The sequence below is a fragment of the Pelagibacterium sp. genome (genome assembly GCF_035555455.1).
Lineage (GTDB): Bacteria > Pseudomonadota > Alphaproteobacteria > Rhizobiales > Devosiaceae > Pelagibacterium.
Map to the genome: position 1 here is coordinate 45,013 of NZ_DATMGM010000060.1, position 20,555 is coordinate 65,567.

Genomic DNA, 20,555 nt, shown 5'->3' on the forward strand with positions numbered 1-20,555 from the left:
GTATCAGCGTCGTTCGCGGATGCCTAGCGCTTCAGCCGCGATCACGCGGGTAATCGCGCGACCCCGCGATAGTGACAGTCTGTCGAGCAGGTCGACCAGCGCGACCACTTCCTCCGATGAGCGTTCCATTCGGCCTACCAGATAGGAAATGACTTTTGGATCGACTGACAACTGTCTGTCTGCGAACAGTTTTACGAACATCTGCGACAAGAGGATGTCATCGGGCGCCGTCAGCGAAAAATGTGCGGCAAGGCGCGCTCGCGATTTGACGTCGTTGGTGCGGTAAGGCCAATCGACCACCGGATCACGCGCAGTGATAAGAACGGGTCGTTCATCGCGCATCGACTGGTTGAGCAGGTGAAACAGTCCGGTCTCGTCATATCCGGCGCGATCCGCATCCTCGATCAGCACTGCCCGCTTCCCGCCGGCTGCCGCCAGGGCCTCTACTCCATGAGGTCGCGCTATCACAGCGTCGGCCCGCGCAGCCCAGATTCCTGCCAGGTGCGATTTGCCCGATTTGGGCGCGCCGACCAGCAAGGTCAGCGGCGCCGCCCAATGGGGAAACGCCATGATGTGATCGAAGGCCATCTGATTGCCGTCGCACACCATGAAATCGCTTTCGCTCTGCGCCTCGGTATGGCCCAGTTCGAGAACGAGTTGTTCCCTGCCCGGCATGTTGTCGGCCCTATCGTTCTTTAAGTGCACGTTCATCGGCGGACGTCTCATGAACGGTGATCACAAGGGAGTCCTTCGCGTCGTATAGCGGGCTGTTCTTGTATTTGATCACGGCCCAGCGCACCAGAACCCCGCTGATCGCCGCCAGCGGAACGGCGATGATCACCCCCACCGCGCCAAACAACACGGCAAAGGCAAACAGCGAGAACATCAGCCAGACCGGGTGCACCCCGATGCTTGACCCAACCAGTTTGGGGTAAAGGATGTTGCCCTCCAGAAACTGGCCAAACAGATAAATGGCAAGGATCAGCGAAATCATGATCCAGTCGGGCCAGAACTGAACCAGCGCCACGCCGATCGAAAGCACAAATCCGATCAGCGCCCCCACATAGGGAACAAAGCTGAACAATCCGGCGATCAGCCCGATGGCCAAACCGAAGCTTAACCCGGCCAGAGACAGCGTGGCGGCGTAATAAATGGCCAGAATTCCCACCACCGCGCCCTGCCCGCGCACGAATCCGGCCAGCGCCCGATCCATATCCTTGAACAACGCCCGCATTTCAGCCCGATGGGCCGGCGGGAACAGGTTATCCACGCTTTCCACCATCCTGTCCCAGTCGAGCAGGAGATAGAAGGCCACAACGGGCGTCACGATCATGATGCTGATGGTGCTGATGATGCTCATCGATTGCTGCATCACCTGTCCGGTTATCCCGGTCAGCAGCCCGATTCCATCGGCGAACATCTGCTCCAGCCCACGTTCGAGCTCCAGCATGCGGTCCGGGCCCAGCCATTGTTCGAGACGCGGGATGAGATTTTCGACAAAACCCTGCAATTGCTCGACATAGCCGGGAATATTCCGAGCCAGGCCAAAGGCCTGCTGCAACAGCAGCGGCACAATCAGCAAAAAGGCGGTGATAAGCAGCAATACTGCGACCAGCATGACCACCAGCGTCGCGAATCCGCGGTGAACCCGGCGCCTTTGCAGCCAGTCGACGAAGGGATTGAGCAGATAGGCGAGCGTGATGCCCAGAACGAAGGGCAGCAGAATCCCGCGGAACATCCACAAAAGCAGGCCGAAAATCCCAAGCAGGACAACCCAGGCCGTAATCTGGTTCTTTAGCGACATGGCAGTCCTTGCGCGAAACGTTGTGAGCCGGTAATCCAGCCTTTCCGACATACCGGGCCCTTAAGGGCCGATCAACGTCAAACTTGGTGCCTGGGACTATGGCTCCGGCACCCTACCAAGGATAACGTTCCAAGCCCATGTCCGACGACGCAAACCTGCCATCAAACGGCCTTTCCTACAAGCAGGCCGGCGTCGACATCGATGCCGGCAACGCACTGGTCGAGGCCATCAAGCCTGCGGTCCGATCAACCCGACGTCCCGGTGCGGATGGCGAGATTGGCGGCTTTGGCGGCGTATTCGACCTCAAGGCCGCCGGTTTTTCCGATCCCGTTCTGGTGGCCGCCAATGACGGGGTCGGCACCAAGCTGCGCATCGCCATTGACGCCGGCATCCACGATACGGTCGGCATTGATCTGGTCGCGATGTGCGTCAACGACATCGTGGTGCAGGGCGCCGAGCCCCTGTTCTTTCTCGATTATTTCGCCACCGGCGCACTCGATGTCGAGCAAGGCACGGCCATCGTCAATGGCATCGCCGAGGGCTGCCGACAGGCTGGGTGCGCGTTGATCGGCGGCGAAACCGCTGAAATGCCCGGCATGTACATGAACGGCGATTATGATCTCGCCGGCTTTGCCGTCGGGGCCGCCGAGCGCGGCACGCTCCTGCCTCGCGCCGATATCGCCGCTGGCGACAAGCTCGTCGCCATCGCGTCTTCCGGCGTCCATTCCAACGGCTTTTCACTGGTCCGCAAGATCGTGTCCGTATCGGGACTGTCCTGGTCCGATCCGGCGCCTTTCGCGCCAGAGTCCAGCCTGGGCGAAGCTCTTCTCACCCCCACCCGCATCTACGTCAAACCCATCCTTGATGCGCTGCGCTCCGGGCTGGGCATCAAGGCTCTCGCCCACATCACCGGTGGGGGATTTCAAGAGAACATTCCGCGCGTGCTGCCACAAACCCTTGCGGCCCGCGTCGATCTTGGCGCAATTGCAACGCCAAAAGTGTTTGGTTGGCTGGCCCAGCAGGGCAAAATTGCCGAGCGCGAAATGCTGCGCACCTTCAATTGCGGGGTCGGCATGCTCGCGGCGGTCTCAGCGGCGGATGCCGAGGCGCTGGTTGAAAAACTCGCCGAACATGGCGAAACCGCCAGCATAATCGGCGAACTGGTCGAGCGAACCGGCAATCCGGTGGAATTTTCGGGCTCCCTCCCCCTATGAGCCTGAAAAAGCGCGTCGCCATCCTGATCTCCGGGCGCGGTTCGAACATGGGCGCGCTGATCGAGGCAGCACGAGCCCCCGACTACCCCGCTCAGATCGTTGGCGTATTCTCCAATCGCGCCGCTGCACCCGGCCTCGATGTGGCGCGGTCCGAGGGTATTGCAACGGCTAGCCTGGCCCAAAGCCGCTTTGAAACCCGCCAGGCATTCGATGATGCTCTCACCGCCGTGCTGGAAGAATGGGATGTCGATTTCATCTGCCTTGCCGGCTTCATGCGCATTCTCACGCCGTCGTTCACCAATCACTGGCTGGGCCGGGCCATCAATATTCATCCCTCGCTGCTCCCGGCCTATAAGGGCCTCGATACCCACGCCCGTGCCCTCGCCGATCAAGTCAGCGAAGCGGGCTGCACCGTTCATTTCGTGACGCCGGGGCTCGACGAGGGCCCGTCAATCGCTCAGGCGCGCGTTCCGGTGCTGTCCGATGACACGCCCGACACTCTGGCGGCACGGGTTCTGGAACAGGAACACCTGCTTTATCCCGAGGCTTTGCGTCTCCTTTGCGCTGGAGATGTCACCTACCGGCGATGATGTGATTTCCGGGTCGTGTGCATCACCGATTTTGATGCAGGGTATCGTCACAACTGTTTCGACAACGGGCCAACAGGGGACTAGGCTTCGGCCGCGATACAACAAGGATTGGGAGCGGTTCACCGGCGACCGGCTCCAAAGTGGCAGGCACATGACGACACGTGATTGGTTCCTGATTGGCCTGCTCGGCACCATCTGGGGATTTTCCTTCATTTTCAATGCAATTCTGATACGCGAGATCGGCCCGCTCTGGGTGTCCGGCTTGCGGGTCAGCATCGGCGCGCTGGGCTGCTGGGTTGCGGTGCTGGCGCTGCGGCGCCCGGTGCCGCGCGATCCCGTGCTCTGGGTCAAGCTGGGCCTGCTTGGCGTTCTTGCCTATGCGCTGCCGTTCGCGCTCTTTCCTCTGGCCCAGTCGCATGTCGCCAGTGGCGTGGCCGCTATCGTCAACGCCCTGACCCCTATCGTCACGGTCATCGTGTCCCATTTTTGGCGCGATGGCGAAAAAGCGACCCGGTACAAGTTGATCGGTGTTGCCGCCGGCTTTTCCGGCGCGGCCTTTCTTGCGCTGCCCTCGCTGGCCGGTGGCGGAGCCTCGCAACTGTGGGCCATCGGTGCATGCCTTTCAGCAACCCTTTGCTATGCGCTGTCGCTCAATATCACCCGTAGCTTCAGGGATGTTGAACCTACAGTTTTCGCCGCCATCGCTTTGACCGGTTCGGCGGTCGCTGTCGTCCCGGTTGCCTTGGCCGCCGAGGGCATACCCGTCATCACCCATGCTGAAACCTGGGGTGCCGCGCTTGCGCTCGGGCTGATTGCCACAGCTTTCACTTTCCAGATCATGTACCGAATCCTCCCAAGGGTTGGCGCGACAAACTTCTCCGCCACAACCTTTATCGCCCCTGCGTCGGCCATCATCTTTGGCTTTCTGCTGCTGGGCGAGATCATTCGCCCTACCCATATTCTTGGCCTGCTGGCCATCTTTGTCGGGCTGTTGATGATCGATGGCCGCCTGCCCCGCTGGGCCAGTGCGCGAAAACGGGCACGCGCCAGCTGATCAGCTCCGTGTCGGCTGGATCGGGTCGCCAGGATGCGGCGGGATTTCCGGCTCGGGCGGATGCGGCAACGGATCGCTCGGATTGGGGATTGGGCTGTCTGGTCGGGGCGGAATTGGCTCCGGACGCGGATTTGGAATGGGGGGAATTGGGTCCGGATTGGGTACGTCCGGGCCGGGGTTGTCGGGCTGGGGATCGGTCATTGATCGTCTCCTTTGGACGTCAACGCAGCGTTCGTATCCGCCGTTCCCTGCCTGCTGAACGCATCGCGGACCGAGCCCCGCGATCCCGCCCGAAGCAGCCTACAACCGCTTATCCTTTGATAACGCCTTATAACAGTATCCCTGGCGTCGTCACCCATCCCCCGGTCAAGTTTGATTGCCCGTCCAGTGGCTTGCCTTGCCTGCGCGTGCATTCGGCTCGGCAGAGAACCCCATATTGCGGAACGAAACCCTGCTGTGTCCATTCCCCGTCGGAGTGCAGTTGCCGATCGGTGGCCGCCCCCACTGGTGGGCCCAAAGACGGGAGGGTCTTGGGTCCCTGCACTTGCTCTGGCCCCACGGGTTCTCCCTCCGGCATAGGGTCTTCACCCGGGCCAAACCGATCCTGCGCAAGGCCACCGCAGGGGAAAGCAGAGGAAGGGCGAAACAGGTCCAGCCCTTCCTCTTGCCTTCCAGCCCTTGTTCGGCCCAATCGAATCTCAATGTCCTTAAAAAAACGGGCCGGACGCTTCCAATGGGGGCATTTGAAGCAGTCCGACCCTGCCCCGAGCGGGGAGGTCCGCCGCAACCGAGGTCCGGATTTCGTGACTAGAAAATGCGGCTTTGATGGGGCACGTTCCCAAGCGATGAAACCCTATGGTGCATAAAACTTCTCATGCAATTGGCGGATCGGTCCGGCGAACTCCTCTACCGGCCCCATTACATCGGCGTCCTGCAGAACATCACGGATCGACAGCGGACGCACCGGCGACGCTGGAGCATTGAGTTCGACCAACCACTCTCCCAACTGCTGGACTGAAGACGCATACACGATGCGGCCCAACCCCACCCATCCGTGCGCGGCGGCGCACATGGGACAGTGTTCTCCGGACGTATAGACCGTAGCCCTGGCCCTCTCGTCGGGCGCGAGATGTTCCGCCGCCCACCGCGCGATGGCGAACTCCGGGTGCCGCGTCCGGTCGCCGCCGGAAACCCGGTTCCGGTCTTCGAACAGAACCTGGCCACTGCTTGAAACCAGCACCGATCCGAACGGTTGATCCCCGTGCTCCAGCGCTTCCGTCGCCAGTTCGACGCAGCGCTGCAAATGCTTACGGTCCACTTCACTGATCATCGTGTTTCCCTTTCCAATTCGCATCTGATCGGCATTTTAGCCGCCCCGTCGCGCGTCCGCCACAAGAGGCCAATTCGATATCTGGGGTGATGATGGCGAGCATATGTCGCACCCCAAGCAGTTCCATCCCGACGACTTCCAGGAACGTTTCCGAATTCGCTCGATACGGTTCATTACCTCTCAGTAAACCCCTTGTTTGTCTGACATTTCCTGACCCCAGATAATCACGAGGTTGCTTTGAAAAATCCTGCGCATCCTCTAGGTCCTACAAGATTATCCATCGATTATTCAGGCGATCTGGCACTGAAACTTGCAAAATCGCCCCGATAGGGTACAAACGTTGCGCTGCCGCAGCAGCTTCACCGGGCTTGCGTCGCCCAGACGCTCTTTGACCATCCTGGTTCGCCCCTATCGGCCCTTGGCCGGACAACGTTCGTGCAATTGCATGCGCCATGGCGTCCTTCGCCAGGGTTGGCTCTGCTTTTTTGCAATTTGCATGACTAGCAACGTAGGACATATGCAACTCCAACAATTGGGGACTCCCCTCACACTTTTTCTTCTCTTTGCCTTCTTCGGAATCACCTTCCTCATATCGCTGTCGATTGGACGAAAACGGGAGAACGCCGATAACTATATGACCGCCGGAAACAGGGTCGGGTTCGGTGTCTCCGCCGCATCGATGACAGCGACGTGGATCTGGGCGTCTTCCCTCTACGCCTCGGCCACCTCCGGTTATACGTACGGCGTTTCCGGCCCCATCCATTACGGCCTTTGGGGTGCGCTGATGATCCTATTCATCTACCCCTTCGGCAAACGCATCCGTTCACTGGCCCCTGAGGCCCATACCCTGGCCGAAATCCTCTATGCCCGCCACGGGCGCTCCAGCCAGTTGATCCTCGCCGGCTCCAACATTTTAGGCAGCCTGCTCAGCCTAACGTCCAATTTCATCGCTGGCGGCGCGCTGATCGCCATGCTGTCGCCGCTGTCGTTTTCGACCGGCATCCTCATTATCGCCAGCGGCATTCTGCTCTACACGTTGTGGTCGGGCCTCAGAGCGTCCATTCTCACCGACTTCATCCAGGTGTGCGGCATGCTTGGCGCGGTCGCTATCATCGTACCCGCAGTCTATTTCCTCGCCGGCGGCCAAGCGATTTTCGAACAGGGTGCGGTCAATCTCACCGCCGAACAGCAGAGCTTTTTTTCCTCGGACGCCTTCTTCAATCAGGGCGCCCCGTATATCGCCGCCGTTCTGGCCTATGCCATCGGCAACCAGACCATCGCTCAAAGGCTCTTTGCGGTTCGCGAAGACATGATCAAGCCGACATTCATCACCGCCACCATCGGATATGGGGCCACGGTGATCGGTGTCGGCATGCTGGGCGTTCTGGCACTGTATATCGGTATTGAACCGCTCGATGGCGACGTCAACAACCTCGTGCCGCAATTGGCCGCCTCCTATCTCGGCGTCGGCTTGCTGTGTGTGTTCTTCGTGATGATCATTGGTTCGCTGGCCTCGACCGCGGACTCGGACCTTTCGGCCCTGTCCTCGATCATGATGGCTGACATCTATGGCCGCAACGTCGCCAAGGGCAAAGCAAACCCCAAGCTGATGCTCCTGATCGGGCGAATGACGATGATCATCGCAACCGGTATTGCCCTGTTCTTTGCCAGCAATCAGTTCAATATCCTTGAACTTCTGGTGCTGGTTGGCGCGATCTGGGGAGCCCTCGTCTTCCCCGTCATCGCCAGTTTCTACTGGAACAAGGTCACCAATGCCGCCTTTACCATTTCGGTACTGAGTGGGCTCGCCGTATTCTTCGCTGTTCGATTTGAGTTCGTTCAGCTCCAGGGTGCGCTGGCCATCGGCAGTGATGTTCTGGCGTCGGCTGGCGTTGGCGTTATCGCCGGACTGATGGCGTTCGGATTTTTCGGACGCAAGGTCGGCCTTACGCTGGGGGTGGTGGCCGCCATTGCCGTGCTGCCATTCGGCATCGGCTTTCTCCACACCTATCCGGTGCTGACGGCCTCTCTGCTCGCCTATGCGGTCAGTGCCATCGTTTGTGTCGGCCTTTCGCTTGGCAACGCAGACCTGTTCGACTTTTCAACCATCAAGAAAAGGACCGGCAACTTCGACAAGACCGAAGTTGCGGCCTGAACCAGAAAGGAAAACTACATGTCTCCCTCGTTTATGAGCTTTTATGTCCTGATGTGGCCGGCCGCGGTTGCGGCAATCCTGTTCGTTCTCGTGCGCGCCTTTGGCGGTGAATGGAAAAAGGCCCGCCGCCTGGGGCGCTCCCTCGTCTGACCAGACATAAAAATTGGGCCCCGAAATCGGGGCCCGTTTTTTATGTGCGGCGTATGGAGATAAAAGCGTTATTCGAGTTCGAGCTTCGCCTTGAGGATCTCGTTGACCGCCTGCGGATTGGCCTTGCCGCCTGTCTGCTTCATCACCTGCCCCACAAACCATCCCAGCAGCCCTGGCTTGGACTTGACCGCTTCCACCTGCCCCGGATTGCCGGCGATGATCTCATCGACGATCTTCTCGATCGCCCCGGTATCCGAAACCTGCTTCATGCCACGAGTTTCGACGATTTCCGCCGGATCGCCACCTTCCGCCCAGACGATCTCGAACAGGTCCTTGGCAATCTTGCCTGAGATTTCGCCCTTCCCGATCAGATCGATGATGCCGCCAAGCTGATCCGCGCTAACGGGGCTGGTGGTCACGTCGATGCCTTCCTTGTTGAGGCGGCCGAACAACTCGTTGATCACCCAGTTCGCAGCCAGCTTCCCGTCGCGGCCTGCAGCCACCTGTTCAAAGAAGTCTGCCGATGCCCGGTCAGACACGAGCACACTCGCGTCGTAATGGGAAATTCCATAGCTCTCGATGAAACGAACGCTTTTTTCATCCGGCAGTTCGGGAAGATGCTTGGCCAATTCCGCGATGAAGGCATCGTCGAATTCGAGCGGCAGCAGGTCGGGATCGGGGAAATAGCGATAGTCGTGCGCTTCTTCCTTGGTCCGCATCGAACGGGTTTCGCCGCTCTTGGGATCGTAAAGCCGGGTTTCCTGTTCGATGCTCCCGCCATCTTCCAAAATGCCGATCTGTCGCCGCGCTTCATATTCGATCGCCTGACCGGCAAACCGCACCGAGTTCACGTTCTTGATCTCACACCGCGTGCCGAATTCGCCGCCGGGACGGCGGACGGAAACGTTGACATCGGCCCGCATGGAGCCTTGCTCCATATTACCGTCGCAGGTTCCCAGATATCGCAGGATCGTGCGCAGTTTGGACAGATACGCCCGCGCTTCATCCGACGAACGCAGATCGGGCTTGGAAACAATTTCCATCAGCGCCACGCCCGAACGGTTGAAGTCGACAAAGCTCATGGAGGGATGCTGATCGTGAATCGACTTGCCCGCATCCTGCTCAAGATGCAGCCGCTCGATGCCGATCTCGACCTCACCATCCTCGCCCATGTCGAGCAACACCTTGCCCTCACCGACGATGGGGTCCTTGAACTGGGAAATCTGGTAGCCTTGCGGCAAGTCGGGATAGAAATAGTTCTTGCGGTCGAACACCGAGCGCTTGTTAATCGCTGCTTTCAGGCCCAACCCGGTGCGAACGGCCTGCCGCACGCATTCCTCGTTGATCACCGGCAGCATGCCGGGCATGGCCGCATCGACAAAGCTCACATTCGCGTTTGGCGCATTGCCGAACTGTGTGGACGACCCGGAGAACAGCTTGGATTCGGAGGTTACCTGAGCATGAACCTCCATCCCGATGACGATCTCCCAATCGCCAGTGGCGCCGGAAATGAAATATTTGGGGTTGGGTGTGCGTGTGTCGACAATGGTCATGCGATAGCGGTCCTGATCCCGAAGTCTCCGGATCAGTGGCGACCCGGCTGAATATGTGAAATGGGGATAAAACAAATGCCCCATAGAGGCTAGGGGCTGCCCTCAAAAAGTACGCTCAACACTTGTCGAATGACGGTTTCAGTGCGCCTCGACGACGAGTTGCTTTTCCATGCGGACTTTTTCGATTCTCTGGCCCAACAAGCGTGAAAATTTGATTCCCCGCCAGACGATCGCATACCCCTCCCGCGCGTAAAAGCGGATGGCTCCGCCATTCTGCGCATGGGTTTCAAGGACGCTAACATCATGGCCCGCCCGGAAGATATCCTGCTCGACAGCATACAGCAACGCGCGGCCCACGCCCTGGCGTTGATAGTCCGGCGCCACCCACAGGTCGGAGATGTAGTCGCTCATCTGGTCGCGAGCGCCCCAGCCCATCAGGACGCCATCCCCTTCAGCCACGGTGATCGCCGGCCCGGCATTGATGCAGAACAGTTGGAACGACAACTCCAGCGCGGCTCGCTCGGCATCCTGCGCTTCCTCGCTTTCCGCGTTGAGGATGTGGCGCATGCTCGAATCCCACGACGCAAACGCCAGCCTGCCGAGCTTGTCAGCTTCGGCGATGGAGGCTCGACGGAGGAGAAGGTGGTCGAGCATCGTCTGCAGCGCCCTACTTGTTCCTGTTCCGGGCGATGATGATGCCCTTTTCGTAGTTGATGTTCCAGTCAATTAATGTGCGCCAGATCAGTTCGGCCTGATCTTCATCCAGATCGACCTGTTGCGCCTGCTGCCGGCGCTTGGCGACAACGGCCTCGATGCGCACAGGATCATTGGCCTCGTGCGGGTCGGTCTTGATCTCTGCCATGCGCGTCACATAGCCGTGCCGTTCAGCAAAAAGCTCGACAAGCGCACTGTCGATCCGGTCGATCTCAGCGCGAACATCTTCCTTGGTTGCACATTCGGCAGGTCGTTTTCTGGCAGACATCAGCATGGTCCCTGTTTCTATGGCGGCGGTGAGAGGGTTTAGTGCCGCGGCGCATCCGTGAGCACCATGGCCATATGCTCCCATTCCTGGGAAACCGATGGCGCGGTGCGGCGCTTGCCCGATCGGCGATACCAGTAATCGGCATTGCCCATATCGGCCTCGATCCAATGCAGCAGGGCATGCACCCAGTCAAAGGACTGGACGCCCTCCATCTGCTGCACGATCCTGTGCGCCTCCTCCCATTCCGGGCCCATGCGGAATTCGCCCTTCCTCACCCACCACAGCGCCTGAAGCGGCAGGCTGAGATCCTTGGGCGGAGCTGACCAGTCGAGAGTAGTAAAAATATCGGACATGTCGGAAAGCAAGAAACCTGTTTGCTGGCGAGAGAATAGCGGTTCAGTTAGTCACTTGTGAGCACAAGTGCAACATGGCGGATCACCGGCTCCGGGGAAAGGGCCGTATCCCGAGCGGACGCACGAGATCGCCAAGCTGATCTTCGGAGACCTTCATCCCGGCAAATGATGCGAGCCGCGTTACATCAAGGCCAAGCAGAGTGCCATCGCGCAGATCAGCATTATCGAGGATCGCGCCATTGAGATTGGCTTCGCTGAGGTCTGATCCGCGCAGGTCGGCTCCCGAAAGCGAAACCTGCCGCAAATCGGCCTGGCGCAGGCTGCATTCGGCAAAGGTGCAGTCGTCGAGTTTGGTGGCGCGAAATCCTGCCATATCGAGCATGGTGGAAACGAAAGTCACTCGGGCAACCGACGTCCTGCTCGATACCTGCTTGGAAAAGCGGGCATCTTCGAAATCGGCTCCGGCTGCCTTGCAGCGGGTGAAGCTCGCCCCGAACAGTCCGGCAAGGCCGAAGCGGGCCATCGCCAGGTTGCAGTTTTCAAACGTCGCGCCATCGAGATCGGCGCGACCGAAATCGCAGCCTTCGCGCGCTTCCGCGTCAAAGAAGTTGCAGCCGACAAAAGCCACATCGGTCAGGTTGGCTCCGGCAAACCGGACGTTCTCGAAAACACAATTTTCGAACCGTCCACCTGCAAGATCGGCCTCGGTCAGGCTGTTCTCGCGCAGCACACAATTGCGCGCCACAACCGCAGCGCTTGGCAGATCGCTCCAGTCGATCTGCGACAGGTCAGCATTCTCGACAGGGTTTCCGGCGAGGAGGAGTTTTTCAAACTCCCCCTGCCCCATCACCACCACTTCGATGGCGCCAGGTCGAGTGCTGCGTTTTTCTCGATCACCCGGCCAGCGGCAAACAGGGTTTCCTCGTCAAACGGACGCCCAATCAGTTGCAGTCCGAGCGGAAGCCCCGCGGCGTCCTTGCCCGCAGGCACGGCAATGCCCGGAAGTCCGGCCATATTGACGGTGACGGTGAACACGTCATTGAGATACATCTTCACCGGATCGACGCTGAGGTCCTGTTCGCCGATGCCGAACGCCGCCGACGGTGTTGCGGGCGTCAGGATTGCGTCCACGCCTCCCTGAAAGGCCTCGTCGAAGTCACGCTTGATCAGGGTGCGCACCTTTTGCGCTCGCACGTAATAGGCATCGTAGAACCCGGCGGACAGCACATACGTCCCGATCATCACCCGCCGCTTGACCTCACGCCCGAAGCCTGCGGCACGGGTCAGTTCATACATGTCGGTGATATCGTTGCCCGACACCCGCAGGCCGTACTTCACCCCATCATAGCGCGCCAGGTTCGAGGACGCCTCGGCTGGCGCGACGATGTAATAGGTCGGCAGCGCATATTTGGTATGCGGCAGCGAAATATCCTTGAGCGTTGCCCCTTCGGCTTTCAGCCAGTCGAGCCCCTGCTGCCACAGCGCCTCGATTTCCGCCGGCATCCCCTCGATGCGGTATTCGGCGGGTACGCCGATCACCAGACCCTTGACGCCGCGCTCTACCGCCGCCGCGAAATCGGGCACTGGCAGGTCGGCAGAAGTCGAATCCTTTGGGTCGAAACCGGCCATCGATTGCAGCATCAGCGCCGAATCCTCGACGGTGCGCGTAATCGATCCCGCCTGATCGAGCGAGGAAGCAAACGCGATGGTGCCCCAGCGCGAGCACCGGCCATAGGTCGGCTTGATGCCCACGGTGCCGGTGAAGGCTGCCGGCTGACGGATCGAGCCGCCCGTGTCGGTTGCGGTCGCCCCGGCACAGAGCCAACCGGCCACCGCAGCTGCCGAGCCGCCTGACGACCCACCGGCCACCAGATCCTTGCTCTCGCCTTCCGCGCGCCACGGGTTGACCACCGGACCGTAATACGAGGTCTCGTTGGACGAGCCCATCGCGAATTCATCCATGTTGAGCTTGCCGAGCATCACCGCGCCATCGCGCCACAAATTGCCGGTCACCGTCGATTCGTATTCGGGCTTGAACCCGTCGAGGATGTGGCTGGCGGCCTGAGTGTGCACACCCTTGGTCGCAAACAGATCCTTGATGCCCAGCGGAACGCCTTCGAGTGGCCCGGCCTCGCCAGCGGCGACTTTCGCATCGGAGGCTTTAGCCATCTGGCGCGCCTCATCGGCGGTCACGGCGACATAGGCGTTGAGCTTTTCATTGCCCGCTTCGATCGCCGAGATATAGGCGTCCGTCGCTTCGAGAGCGGTGAAATCCTTGGCGGCGATGCCATCGCGCAGGGTCTTGAGACTTAAACGGGTAAGATCGGTCACTGACAAATCCTTGATCAGGCGTCGCTGCGACCTCAGGCCGGCAATGCAAACGCAGTAAATTCAGGCAGATAGGTCGCGAACTTCGTCTATTCGACGACCTTGGGAACCACAAAGAAGTTGTCTTCCGAGACCGGCGCGTTGGCGACGATCTTGTCGGCATAGCCGCCGTCAGTCACCCGGTCTTCTCGGCGGCGCAACTGCATCGGCGCCACCGATGTCATCGGCTCGACGCCGTCGACGTCGACCTCGTCGAGTTGCTCGACAAACCCGAGAATGGCGTTGATCTCGCCCTCATAGGCGGCGACCTCGTCCTCGGTGATCCGGATTCGGGCCAGGCGCCCGATGCGCTTCACGGTATCGGCGTCGACCGACATTGGACATTCTCCTGGAAAGGCATGTGTTGTTGCATGGCTTTTAGCAATGGGCGTCCGGCAATGGCAATCGCCAAATCCGGTTCAGACCTCCACCGCCATCCCCGGCTCCAGCACGACGAGGCTCGCATCCCCTATATCGTCTGCCAGAGCATCGAAAGCGACATCGATCGCGCCGTCGGTCACCGCCAACGCAATCAGACGCGGTCGCGCAATGTCGAGCAAGGCGAGACCGTGGGCGGCACATTCCGCACCGGTTCCTGAAAGAACGACTACCGCACCATCCGCCCAGCGGTTCCACTGAGCCTGGATGCCTGCATCTTCGAGGACCAGCAGCCCCTCATCGAGCGAATCGGCGACCAGCCCACGCGCGCTCAGCCGATAAAGGCTCAGTCCTTCCTCGCCGGGGTCCACATCGATCACCCGGGCGCGCCTGCGGGGGCGCCAAGACAGGGGATCGAATCTGGCCAGTTCCGGGCTGTCCGCCGACACCAAAGTTTGCGCGCCGCCTACCAGCTCTGCCGGATTGACGTGCTCAGGAGCGCCATCCGCATGCACGACGACGATCCGCCCGGCAATATGTATCCGGAACGTCATCGCCGCAAACCAGGTGATCTTCATTTGGTCGTCCCTTGCCAGCCACTGCAAAAGCCGAGATAAGCCGCCATGTCGCCGTCGGCAAGGATATCCGCCATGACCGTTAGTGAAGACCCGCTTGCCGGACTGTCGGACAAGGGCAAGCTGATGGGCCTCGATCTGGGCACCAAAACCATTGGCGTCGCCGTTTCCGATTCTCTGCGCATGACCGCGTCGCCCGCCGAAACCATCAAACGCACCAAGTTCATGGCCGATGCGGAGCGCTTGCTCGAACTCATTGTGCGCAACGCGATCACCGGTATCGTCATCGGCCTGCCGCTCAACATGGATGGGACCGAAGGGCCGCGCGCCCAGTCGACCCGCGCTTTTGTGCGCAACCTCGCGCAAAAGACAGACCTGCCCATCGCCTTCTGGGATGAGCGCCTGTCCACCATGGCCGTGACCCGCACGATGATCGAGGCCGATCTGTCCCGAGCCCGACAGGCAGAAGTGGTCGACAAACTAGCGGCCAGCTACATCCTTCAGGGCGCACTCGATCGGCTGCGCAAGCGCTGAGGCTTCTCGCACCGCACGCAAATCCCGGTGCATCTCTCTTGCCGCCTCTGCCCCCATGCGTTACGCACCGGCAGTCGCATGCGAGATGAGAGATGGCCCGAAGACAACCCGAACACCCCCCTGCTCCCGACGCCCGGTTTCTTCCCTTTCGGCATCGGCATCTTCTGGGCATTGCCCAGCTCAACCCGGTGGAGATCATTGATCTTCTGGACCGCGCCGAGGCGATGATCCCCATTTCGCGCCAGCGCGAGACCCTGCCGACGCTGGCAGGCAAGACCCATATCAACCTGTTCTTTGAAAATTCCACCCGCACCCTCGCCAGCTTCGAGATTGCCGGAAAACGGCTTGGCGCAACCGTCCTCAATATGGCGGTGCGCACGTCATCGGTGGCCAAGGGGGAAACCCTGGTCGATACCGCTGCCACCCTCAACGCCATGCAGCCCGATGTGATCGTCGTTCGCCATGGTTCATCCGGCGCGGTCGAATTGCTGAGCCAGAAGGTCGGGTGTGCCGTGGTCAATGCTGGCGATGGTGCCCATGAGCACCCCACCCAGGCCCTGCTCGACGCCCTTACCATCCGCCGTCACAAGGGGCGCCTCAACGGCCTCACCGTCGCCATTTGTGGCGACATCGCCAATTCCCGCGTCGCCCGTTCAAATCTGATCCTCCTGGGCGCGATGCAGGCCCGAACCCGCGTCATCGCCCCGCCCTCGCTGCTGCCGCGCGGCGTCGAGCAGATGGCATCCGAAGTCTTCACCGATATGGAAAGGGGCCTTGAAGGCGCCGACGTCGTGATGATGCTGCGGCTTCAGAACGAGCGTGCCTCAGGCAAGCTCATCCCTTCGGTGCGCGAATATTATCGCTTCTATGGCCTTGACGCGCAAAAGCTCGCCTATGCCAATTCCGATGCGCTGGTCATGCACCCCGGCCCCATGAACAGGGGCGTGGAAATCGATCCTGCCATCGCCGATGGCCCGCAATCGGTGATCACCGAGCAGGTCGAGATGGGGGTCGCCGTCCGCATGGCCGTTCTCGATGCTCTCCTCAACAAGGAGGCAGAGGCATGACAAGGCCCCTTCTGATTGAAAACGCCCGTATCGTCGATCCAGCCACCGACGCTGACTTCACCGGCGCGGTGCTCATTGAAAACGGCGTGATCTCCGACATATCGCAAGGTGCCGCTCCCGGCGCTCCGGACAAAGCCCGCCACATCGATGCACAAGGTCTCGTGCTGGCGCCCGGTCTTATCGATATGCGGGTGTTTACTGGCGAACCGGGGCACGAATATCGCGAAACGCTGGGCAGTGCCGGCCAGGCTGCTGCCGCGGGCGGGGTGACCTCGATACTGGTCATGCCCGATACCGTCCCGGTGATCGACGACGGCGCGCTGGTCGAATTCATCGCCCGCCACGCTCAGGCCACGACGCCAATCAACATCCTGCCCTCTGCCGCTATCACGAAGGGTACCGACGGACGTGATCTGACCGAATTCGGCCTGCTGCGCGAGGCAGGCGCCGTCTGCTTCACCGAAGGCCGGAAGTCGCTGCAAAGCGCCGCTGTGATGCGCGCCGCCATGGTCTATGCCACCAATTTCGACGCCCCGATCCTGCATCTGCCCGCTGACATGAGCCTGACGTCTGACGGAGTGATGAACGCAGGAGCCCTGGCCACATTCCGAGGTCTCAAGGGCATTCCGGCTGAAGCCGAAACCATCCCGCTCGACCGCGATCTGCAACTGGCCCTGATGACTGGGGCACGTTACCACGCGGCGGCAATCTCCACCGCGCGTTCTGCTGAACTCGCCGCCTTTTACAAGCAGCGCAGCAAGTCCATCTCGATTGGCGCGTCGATCAACAATCTCTGCCTCAACGAGAACGACGTCGGCTCCTATCGGACGTTTTTCAAGCTCAATCCCCCGCTGCGCACCGAAGACGATCGCCTGGCGCTTGTCGAAGCGCTGCGTACAGGAATCATTGACGTCCTCGTCTCCGACCACGACCCTCAGGACGTCGAGGGCAAACGGCAGCCCTTCGCCGATGCTGCCACCGGCGCCATTGGACTGGAAACCCTATTGTCCGCCGCCCTGCGGCTTGTTCATTCCGGCGATGTCGGCCTGATGACGGTTTTGCGCGCCATGACCTCCCGCCCCGCCGACATTCTTGGCATCGAGGCGGGGCGCATTGCCAAAGGCGCGAAAGCCGATTTGTGCCTGTTCGATCCGGACTTCCCCTGGGTCGTGGAGGAAGCTACGATCCGGTCGCGCTCGCGCAACTCGACATTTGAAAACGCCCGCATGACGGGCAAGGTCATGATGACGCTGGTTGGCGGCACCATTGTCTTTCGGGAGGAAGCCTTCGCATGATGTTGTATGCGCTGGCGGCAATCATTGGCTATCTGCTGGGCTCGATCCCCTTCGGCCTGCTCGCCACCCGGATGTCCGGTCTGGGCGATGTTCGCTCCATTGGATCGGGCAATATCGGGGCCACGAATGTGCTGCGCACCGGGCGTCGCGATCTTGCGGTGATCACGCTTCTGGGCGATGCCGGCAAGGGTGCATTCGCCGTTGCCGTCGCCGGGTGGTTGTGGGGATATGAAGCGGCAATGGTTGCTGGCGTGGCGGCCTTTATCGGCCACGTCTTTCCTGTCTGGCTCGGCTTTAAGGGCGGCAAGGGCGTCGCCACCTATATCGGCATTCTTCTCGCACTCAACTGGGTTATCGGCCTTATTTTCTGCGCCGTGTGGCTACTGATCGCGTTTGCCCAGCGCTATTCCTCCCTCGCTGCGCTCACCGCTGCGGCCACGGCCCCGATGTTTGCCTTCGCCTTTGCCGATTCCCGGCTGACATGGGCTACCATGGTGCTGTCGATCGCACTGTTCATCACCCATCGGGAAAACATCAAACGCCTGTTGGCCGGCACCGAAAGCAGGATCGGCGAGCGAAAAGCGGGTGAAGGCTGAGGAGATCGGAATGACGCGTCTGAGATTGTCACCATCCCAGCGCGTTTCCTGGCTTCGCCTGATCCGCACCGATAATGTCGGTCCCATAACCTTCCGCACTCTCATCAACCGTTTCGGATCGGCGGAAGCAGCCCTTGACGCCCTGCCCCATCTCGCCCGTCGGGGTGGCGCGTCCGCCCGCATTCCTTCCGTCAGCGAAGCGGAAGATGAAATCGCAGGCTTAGAGGCCTTGGGCGCGCGATTGGTCGCCATCAGCGAGCCCGACTACCCTTCCCTGCTTCGCCATATCCCGGGCCCGCCGCCCCTGCTTACCGTCATGGGCGAAAATAGTCTTGCCGATCGGCGCATGGTCGGCATTGTCGGCTCCCGCAATGCCTCGGCGGCTGGCAGGCGCATGGCACAAATGCTCGCCGGTGATCTGGGCCGCGAGAACTATGTGATCGTTTCCGGCCTCGCACGGGGAGTCGATGCTGCCGCTCATCAGGCTTCGCTTGAAAGCGGCACCGTCGCGGTGATGGCCGGCGGACTCGATCACATCTATCCGCGCGAAAATATCGAACTTGCTCGTGCCATCGTCGGGTCTGGCGGAGCGTTGCTCACCGAAATGCCGCTGGGCTGGGAGCCGCGCTCCCGCGATTTTCCGCGCCGCAACCGCCTCATTTCCGGCCTGGCTCTGGGTGTGGTGATCGTTGAGGCCGCCCGCCGATCCGGATCGCTGATCACCGCGCGCATGGCGCTCGAACAGGATCGTGAGGTGTTCGCCGTGCCGGGCTCTCCGCTCGATCCCAGGGCTGAGGGCGGCAACCACCTCATCCAGCAAGGCGCAAAGCTCGTCACCGGCGCACATGACATCATCGCCGAGCTTACCCACGCCGATCCGTCGCGCCTTCCCCTGTTTGAGATGGACGATCGCGATCAGCCTGCACCGTTTGCAATGACCGATCCTTCCGATGATGATCGGGTGCGCCTGCTGGAAGCTCTCAGCCATACGCCCACCGCCATCGACCTGTTGATCGAGTCGACGGCCATCGCCGCCCCCGTCATGCAGATTTTGCTGCTCGAACTTGAATTGGCGGCGCGCATCGAGCGCTCCGGCCATCAGCTGGTCGCCCTGCGCGCCTGACCGCTCTCTGCCAGCTCTTTTTTCGCTGCAATTGACAGAGCGGGACGTTATCACCATTTTGCGCGGACCTTTGACGGCGGGCATTCGCTGCCCCGGTTTCAGCCGTTCGAGGCACTTTTTACGAGTGCGGTCAGGAAAAGCTGTAGATTTTTCCGGTTCGATCTCACGTCAAATGAACATCTGGAGCAGCCAGCGATTGTCAGCTGGTTGATCTCTCCAGTAATTGCGGAGCCCCCAGAGGCATGAAAGTCGTCATCGTCGAGAGCCCGGCCAAGGCCAAGACCATCAACAAATATCTCGGCAAGGATTTTGAAGTCCTTGCCAGCTTTGGTCACGTGCGCGATCTGCCTGCCAAGGACGGATCGGTGCGCCCCGATGAAGATTTCGCCATGAGCTGGGAAGTTGATCCGGCGTCCAAGAAGCGGATCACCGATATTGTCCGGGCCCTCAAGGGCGCTGATGAACTGATTCTGGCGACTGACCCTGATCGCGAAGGTGAAGCCATTTCCTGGCACCTGCTGGATGCCCTCAAGGACCGCAAGGCCATCAAGAAGGATCTGCCGGTCAAGCGCGTGGTGTTCAACGCCATCACCAAGGATGCGGTGACCGAAGCGATGAAGAATCCGCGCGATATCGATGAGCCGCTGGTCGACGCCTATCTGGCGCGCCGGGCGCTCGACTATCTAGTCGGCTTCACGCTCTCACCCATCTTGTGGCGCAAGCTTCCGGGCTCGCGCTCGGCTGGACGTGTGCAATCTGTCGCCCTGCGCCTCGTAACCGAGCGCGAAGAAGAGATCGAGCGCTTCAAGCCCCAGGAATACTGGAGCGTCGTGCCAACTCTCAATCAGGCCGGCAAGAGCTTTGCCACCCGCCTGCTGTCCGTCGATGGCGAAAAGACCGACAAGCTGTCGATCGCGAATGGCGAGGATGCGGAAGCGCTCCAGAAGGCTATCGAGACGGGCACGTTCAAGGTCTCCAGCGTTGAAAAGAAGCCGACCAAGCGCAACCCGTACGCTCCCTTTACCACCTCCACGCTGCAACAGGACGCTTCGTCGCGCCTGAGTCTGTCGCCGTCGCGCACCATGCAGATCGCCCAGCGGCTCTATGAAGACGGTCTCATCACGTATATGCGAACCGACGCAGTTCAGATGGCCCCCGAGGCCGTCGCTGCGGCCCGTCGCGTTATCGGCAAGGAGTTCGGTGAAGAATACGTCCCGGAAAAGCCTCGCTATTACAGCACGAAAGCCAAGAATGCTCAGGAGGCACACGAGGCCATCCGCCCCACCGATCTGGGCAAGCATCCCGATACCTTGCGCAATCTCGATCCTGATCAGCACAAGATCTACCAGCTGATCTGGCGCCGGGCCCTGGCCAGCCAGATGCGCTCGGCTGAAATCGAGCGCACGACCGCCGATATCGACGTCCTTGCCGCGGG

22 protein-coding genes are annotated in these 20,555 nt (G+C 60.6%); 11 read left to right on the forward strand and 11 right to left on the reverse strand.

Going from position 1 to position 20,555, the window contains the following annotated elements; all coding sequences use genetic code 11:
- Window positions 1-3 precede the first annotated feature (3 nt).
- Window positions 4-711, reverse strand: coding sequence for an HdaA/DnaA family protein (locus VNS12_RS11230; protein WP_325487927.1), 708 nt, complete (start codon window positions 709-711; stop codon window positions 4-6).
- On the reverse strand, window positions 686-1,804 hold the full coding sequence (locus VNS12_RS11235; protein WP_325487928.1) for an AI-2E family transporter: 1,119 nt from the start codon (window positions 1,802-1,804) through the stop codon (window positions 686-688). Before VNS12_RS11235 ends, VNS12_RS11230 begins: the two co-directional genes overlap by 26 nt.
- A gap of 137 nt (window positions 1,805-1,941) precedes the next feature.
- On the opposite strand from VNS12_RS11235, the gene purM reads away from it, so the two are divergent.
- From purM to VNS12_RS11250, 3 genes are all read left to right on the forward strand, one after another.
- A complete protein-coding gene (purM, locus tag VNS12_RS11240; RefSeq protein ID WP_325487929.1) occupies window positions 1,942-3,018 on the forward strand; it encodes a phosphoribosylformylglycinamidine cyclo-ligase in 1,077 nt (358 codons plus the stop codon).
- Window positions 3,015-3,608, forward strand: coding sequence for a phosphoribosylglycinamide formyltransferase (purN, locus tag VNS12_RS11245; protein WP_325487930.1), 594 nt, complete (start codon window positions 3,015-3,017; stop codon window positions 3,606-3,608). The genes purM and purN overlap by 4 nt, the downstream gene beginning before the upstream one ends.
- A 151-nt stretch (window positions 3,609-3,759) precedes the next feature.
- A complete protein-coding gene (locus tag VNS12_RS11250; RefSeq protein ID WP_325487931.1) occupies window positions 3,760-4,662 on the forward strand; it encodes a DMT family transporter in 903 nt (300 codons plus the stop codon).
- 853 nt (window positions 4,663-5,515) lie between these two features.
- Here the strand turns inward: VNS12_RS11250 and VNS12_RS11255 are convergent.
- On the reverse strand, window positions 5,516-5,992 hold the full coding sequence (locus VNS12_RS11255; protein ID WP_325487932.1) for a nucleoside deaminase: 477 nt from the start codon (window positions 5,990-5,992) through the stop codon (window positions 5,516-5,518).
- A 634-nt stretch (window positions 5,993-6,626) separates the two neighbouring features.
- Here VNS12_RS11255 and VNS12_RS11260 point away from each other — a divergent pair.
- Window positions 6,627-8,147 (forward strand): sodium:solute symporter family transporter, encoded by a 1,521-nt coding sequence (locus tag VNS12_RS11260; protein WP_325487933.1) that lies wholly within the window; start codon window positions 6,627-6,629, stop codon window positions 8,145-8,147.
- Between the two features lie 18 nt (window positions 8,148-8,165).
- Window positions 8,166-8,297 (forward strand): putative transporter small subunit, encoded by a 132-nt coding sequence (locus VNS12_RS11265; protein WP_325487934.1) that lies wholly within the window; start codon window positions 8,166-8,168, stop codon window positions 8,295-8,297.
- Window positions 8,298-8,365: 68 nt separating this feature from the next.
- Here the strand turns inward: VNS12_RS11265 and gatB are convergent, their stop codons facing one another.
- The 8 genes from gatB to VNS12_RS11305 all read right to left on the reverse strand — a co-directional run bounded on the left by gatB (window position 8,366) and on the right by VNS12_RS11305 (window position 14,508).
- Window positions 8,366-9,850, reverse strand: a complete 1,485-nt coding sequence (gene gatB / locus VNS12_RS11270; RefSeq protein ID WP_325487935.1) for an Asp-tRNA(Asn)/Glu-tRNA(Gln) amidotransferase subunit GatB — start codon at window positions 9,848-9,850, stop codon at window positions 8,366-8,368.
- A 138-nt stretch (window positions 9,851-9,988) separates the two neighbouring features.
- On the reverse strand, window positions 9,989-10,504 hold the full coding sequence (locus VNS12_RS11275) for a GNAT family N-acetyltransferase (RefSeq protein WP_325487936.1): 516 nt from the start codon (window positions 10,502-10,504) through the stop codon (window positions 9,989-9,991).
- A gap of 13 nt (window positions 10,505-10,517) precedes the next feature.
- A complete protein-coding gene (locus tag VNS12_RS11280) occupies window positions 10,518-10,832 on the reverse strand; it encodes a chorismate mutase (RefSeq protein ID WP_325487937.1) in 315 nt (104 codons plus the stop codon).
- A 38-nt stretch (window positions 10,833-10,870) separates the two neighbouring features.
- The gene (locus VNS12_RS11285; protein WP_325487938.1) at window positions 10,871-11,185 is read right to left on the reverse strand and encodes a hypothetical protein; all 315 of its coding nucleotides are present in this window, start codon (window positions 11,183-11,185) and stop codon (window positions 10,871-10,873) included.
- Window positions 11,186-11,267: 82 nt separating this feature from the next.
- Window positions 11,268-12,032 (reverse strand): pentapeptide repeat-containing protein, encoded by a 765-nt coding sequence (locus VNS12_RS11290; protein WP_325487939.1) that lies wholly within the window; start codon window positions 12,030-12,032, stop codon window positions 11,268-11,270.
- Window positions 12,032-13,516 (reverse strand): Asp-tRNA(Asn)/Glu-tRNA(Gln) amidotransferase subunit GatA, encoded by a 1,485-nt coding sequence (gatA, locus tag VNS12_RS11295; RefSeq protein WP_325487940.1) that lies wholly within the window; start codon window positions 13,514-13,516, stop codon window positions 12,032-12,034. The genes VNS12_RS11290 and gatA overlap by 1 nt, the downstream gene beginning before the upstream one ends.
- Before the next feature lie 86 nt (window positions 13,517-13,602).
- Window positions 13,603-13,890: an Asp-tRNA(Asn)/Glu-tRNA(Gln) amidotransferase subunit GatC gene (gene gatC, locus VNS12_RS11300; protein ID WP_325487941.1), complete on the reverse strand. Its 288-nt coding sequence runs from the start codon at window positions 13,888-13,890 to the stop codon at window positions 13,603-13,605.
- Window positions 13,891-13,971: 81 nt separating this feature from the next.
- The gene (locus VNS12_RS11305; protein ID WP_325487942.1) at window positions 13,972-14,508 is read right to left on the reverse strand and encodes a hypothetical protein; all 537 of its coding nucleotides are present in this window, start codon (window positions 14,506-14,508) and stop codon (window positions 13,972-13,974) included.
- Between the two features lie 72 nt (window positions 14,509-14,580).
- Here VNS12_RS11305 and ruvX point away from each other — a divergent pair, with 72 nt between their 5' ends.
- From ruvX to topA, 6 genes are all read left to right on the forward strand, one after another.
- Entirely contained in the window at window positions 14,581-15,039 is a 459-nt protein-coding gene (gene ruvX, locus VNS12_RS11310) for a Holliday junction resolvase RuvX (protein ID WP_325487943.1), read from the forward strand.
- 92 nt (window positions 15,040-15,131) lie between these two features.
- On the forward strand, window positions 15,132-16,106 hold the full coding sequence (locus VNS12_RS11315; protein WP_325487944.1) for an aspartate carbamoyltransferase catalytic subunit: 975 nt from the start codon (window positions 15,132-15,134) through the stop codon (window positions 16,104-16,106).
- Window positions 16,103-17,401 (forward strand): dihydroorotase, encoded by a 1,299-nt coding sequence (gene pyrC, locus VNS12_RS11320; RefSeq protein ID WP_325487945.1) that lies wholly within the window; start codon window positions 16,103-16,105, stop codon window positions 17,399-17,401. The genes VNS12_RS11315 and pyrC overlap by 4 nt, the downstream gene beginning before the upstream one ends.
- Window positions 17,398-17,997: a glycerol-3-phosphate 1-O-acyltransferase PlsY gene (gene plsY / locus VNS12_RS11325; protein WP_325487946.1), complete on the forward strand. Its 600-nt coding sequence runs from the start codon at window positions 17,398-17,400 to the stop codon at window positions 17,995-17,997. Before pyrC ends, plsY begins: the two co-directional genes overlap by 4 nt.
- A gap of 10 nt (window positions 17,998-18,007) precedes the next feature.
- The gene (gene dprA / locus VNS12_RS11330; RefSeq protein ID WP_325487947.1) at window positions 18,008-19,120 is read left to right on the forward strand and encodes a DNA-processing protein DprA; all 1,113 of its coding nucleotides are present in this window, start codon (window positions 18,008-18,010) and stop codon (window positions 19,118-19,120) included.
- A 242-nt stretch (window positions 19,121-19,362) separates the two neighbouring features.
- Window positions 19,363-20,555: type I DNA topoisomerase (topA, locus tag VNS12_RS11335; RefSeq protein ID WP_325487948.1), on the forward strand; the 1,193-nt coding region annotated here is incomplete at its 3' end.

Coding starts and splice junctions, on each gene's coding strand:
- VNS12_RS11230 (WP_325487927.1), bottom strand. CDS start 711: ATGAACGTGCACTTAAAGAACGATAGGGCCGACAACATGCCGGGCAGG.
- VNS12_RS11235 (WP_325487928.1), bottom strand. CDS start 1,804: ATGTCGCTAAAGAACCAGATTACGGCCTGGGTTGTCCTGCTTGGGATT.
- purM (WP_325487929.1), top strand. CDS start 1,942: ATGTCCGACGACGCAAACCTGCCATCAAACGGCCTTTCCTACAAGCAG.
- purN (WP_325487930.1), top strand. CDS start 3,015: ATGAGCCTGAAAAAGCGCGTCGCCATCCTGATCTCCGGGCGCGGTTCG.
- VNS12_RS11250 (WP_325487931.1), top strand. CDS start 3,760: ATGACGACACGTGATTGGTTCCTGATTGGCCTGCTCGGCACCATCTGG.
- VNS12_RS11255 (WP_325487932.1), bottom strand. CDS start 5,992: ATGATCAGTGAAGTGGACCGTAAGCATTTGCAGCGCTGCGTCGAACTG.
- VNS12_RS11260 (WP_325487933.1), top strand. CDS start 6,627: ATGACCGCCGGAAACAGGGTCGGGTTCGGTGTCTCCGCCGCATCGATG.
- VNS12_RS11265 (WP_325487934.1), top strand. CDS start 8,166: ATGTCTCCCTCGTTTATGAGCTTTTATGTCCTGATGTGGCCGGCCGCG.
- gatB (WP_325487935.1), bottom strand. CDS start 9,850: ATGACCATTGTCGACACACGCACACCCAACCCCAAATATTTCATTTCC.
- VNS12_RS11275 (WP_325487936.1), bottom strand. CDS start 10,504: ATGCTCGACCACCTTCTCCTCCGTCGAGCCTCCATCGCCGAAGCTGAC.
- VNS12_RS11280 (WP_325487937.1), bottom strand. CDS start 10,832: ATGTCTGCCAGAAAACGACCTGCCGAATGTGCAACCAAGGAAGATGTT.
- VNS12_RS11285 (WP_325487938.1), bottom strand. CDS start 11,185: ATGTCCGATATTTTTACTACTCTCGACTGGTCAGCTCCGCCCAAGGAT.
- VNS12_RS11290 (WP_325487939.1), bottom strand. CDS start 12,032: ATGGGGCAGGGGGAGTTTGAAAAACTCCTCCTCGCCGGAAACCCTGTC.
- gatC (WP_325487941.1), bottom strand. CDS start 13,890: ATGTCGGTCGACGCCGATACCGTGAAGCGCATCGGGCGCCTGGCCCGA.
- VNS12_RS11305 (WP_325487942.1), bottom strand. CDS start 14,508: ATGAAGATCACCTGGTTTGCGGCGATGACGTTCCGGATACATATTGCC.
- ruvX (WP_325487943.1), top strand. CDS start 14,581: ATGACCGTTAGTGAAGACCCGCTTGCCGGACTGTCGGACAAGGGCAAG.
- VNS12_RS11315 (WP_325487944.1), top strand. CDS start 15,132: ATGGCCCGAAGACAACCCGAACACCCCCCTGCTCCCGACGCCCGGTTT.
- pyrC (WP_325487945.1), top strand. CDS start 16,103: ATGACAAGGCCCCTTCTGATTGAAAACGCCCGTATCGTCGATCCAGCC.
- plsY (WP_325487946.1), top strand. CDS start 17,398: ATGATGTTGTATGCGCTGGCGGCAATCATTGGCTATCTGCTGGGCTCG.
- dprA (WP_325487947.1), top strand. CDS start 18,008: ATGACGCGTCTGAGATTGTCACCATCCCAGCGCGTTTCCTGGCTTCGC.